Below are 1694 nucleotides of genomic sequence, written 5' to 3' on the forward strand. Positions count from 1 at the left end.
CGAACATCGAAGACAAGGGCGATGGCCTCTACAGTGTAACAGCTACTCTGCACGTTGCTGGCAAGTATGCTTGGGTTGAACAGAATATCCCTGTTCCTCAGATTCCCTACAGCGATCTAAAGCGCAACAGCGCAATGCCTGCTCCAACTGGCCTAGCAGTCAAGCACACGTTCAGCACTGACGACGCTCTAGGTAGCCGTCACACACTCACTCTGAGTTGGGATGCAATCACCGACACTAGCTTGGCGTTCAAGGGCTACAAGGTCGAGGTCTTCAAACCAGATGGATTGTGGCACGATCTTTACAGCGGTTTGATGAACAGTGCTTCGATAGAAGATGCTCGTCCCGGCGAATACATCTTCACTGTGAAGGCAATAAATACCTTCGGAGCAAGCGGTGATCCGGCTGTTCTAGAATATGAAATGGAATTTGGCGGTGGTGAATATCCGCTGGCCCCTCCTATTTTCGTCGGGGTGGACTAATGGCTATCACATTCAATGGGCGCGACGTAGTTGTCCACTTCAAAGAAGACCCATTCAACAGCGCGGTAAAGCAGTATCGTCTTGAATACGAGTGCTTGAACTCGACAGTTGTTCACTACATCGATGCTCTGAACCATCAGGGCACAAATGAAGATGGCGACTTCCTATACAGGGACGTTCTTTCCTATGCAGAGAACGAAGCAGCTGGACTGACGCGTTCTCCCACTGTGACGATGTTTGCACAGGACGCAAACCTCAGGTGGTCAGACGGATCAGAAGTCCCGCTAGTCAACCCGATCCCTGTTTTCAATGACCCCCCGGCTGTTGTGCCCACGACCGATGGCGTGATTATCGCTGTCACCGAACCCTCAGACCGCGATCTAGAGGGCTATATCGCTTGGGTAGGCACTACACCCGACTTTCCCCTAGATAGCACGACAGAGCGTTACAGGGGCAAAGCGACGCAATTCCCAATCCCTCTGCCGGATCGCAGCCGCTATTATGTGAGAGTCGCACCTTTCGATGCGTTCGGCGTGGATACGTTCGCTGCTTGGCCTGCCATCGAGGCGAAGCGCAACCTGCTGCCCGGCTATAACGATTATCCGATTATCAAGAAGATCGACGGAGTTGCAGAAGCAGCACTGAAAGCCGTTACCGCTGCTGACAGCATGTATCAGACCTACATGGGCGCGACGACGACCTACGTTACCTCTTATGTAGATGCGCTTCGATCAGACGTTCTAGCAGATGGCACGAACTGGCAGAGTGCAATCACTCAGCTGACTGCCGGACAGGGCACCTTGCAGACTGCAATTAGTAACGAGGAGTCAACTCGCATTGGGCAGTTCAACGCGCAGGCGATAATCAACACTCAGGTTGGTGCGAGGTTCAACGCGAACGAAGCTGCATTCACGCAAGAGAAGTCCGCTCAGGCGACGAAGAATGACGCTTTTACCACTTCGCTTACTCAGATGCAGGCCCGCATTGGCACTGCTGAATCGAACATCGTTGCTGAACACAATGCTTGGACTAACGGCCTTGCCTCGCAGGCAACGTCATTCACTCAGCAGTTGAGCCAGTTGGACACGAATATCAAGGCGTTCTACAACAGCAAAATCCAGACGCTTACTGACAAAGATAATCTACTTGCGTCTCAGATCAGCCAAATTGGAACCCGTGCAGAAGATGCTCATGCGAGGATCACCAATGAAG

The 1694-nt window shown here is 52.2% G+C and carries 2 protein-coding genes; both read left to right on the forward strand.

Translation table 11 applies throughout. The features are described 5' to 3' along the window. The coding region (locus tag MRBLSP13_RS22490; protein ID WP_363755758.1) for a fibronectin type III domain-containing protein at positions 1-482 on the forward strand (482 nt) is incomplete at its 5' end. Then, on the forward strand, positions 482-1694 hold a 1213-nt coding region (locus MRBLSP13_RS22495), incomplete at its 3' end, for a hypothetical protein (RefSeq protein ID WP_363755760.1). The genes MRBLSP13_RS22490 and MRBLSP13_RS22495, both read left to right, overlap by 1 nt.

Source organism: Sphingobium sp. LSP13-1-1.1, from assembly GCF_040676415.1.
In the GTDB taxonomy this organism is placed as follows: Bacteria; Pseudomonadota; Alphaproteobacteria; order Sphingomonadales; family Sphingomonadaceae; genus Sphingobium.